1 protein-coding gene is annotated in these 232 nt (G+C 63.4%); it reads left to right on the top strand.

Features of this window, described 5'->3' with window-relative positions:
- The coding region (locus KZZ04_RS20930; protein WP_219424139.1) for a hypothetical protein at nucleotides 1–232 on the top strand (232 nt) is incomplete at both ends.

Here is a 232-nt window from a genome sequence, read left to right as displayed (position 1 = left end):
CGCTGATCAACCAGAGCTTCCAGTTGCTCGGCAACCCCTTCGGCGGCGCCCCAAGCTCCCCGGCACGCTTCGTGGATGTGAGCCCTTGGCAGAACACCTTCACCGCGCTGTATTTCGACAAGCTGGTGCTGGGCAATGCGCAGTGCGGCCTGACGCTCAACCGCCAGTTCCGCATGCTCGACCGCTTCCTGAACTTCAACTGGGCCAACCTGGGCGGCCTGGCCTATGTCAC

Origin of the sequence: Pseudoalteromonas sp. CR1, from assembly GCF_019392235.1 — a bacterium.
GTDB lineage: Bacteria > Pseudomonadota > Gammaproteobacteria > Enterobacterales > Alteromonadaceae > Pseudoalteromonas.
This window is presented reverse-complemented; position numbering and strand designations above follow the sequence as displayed.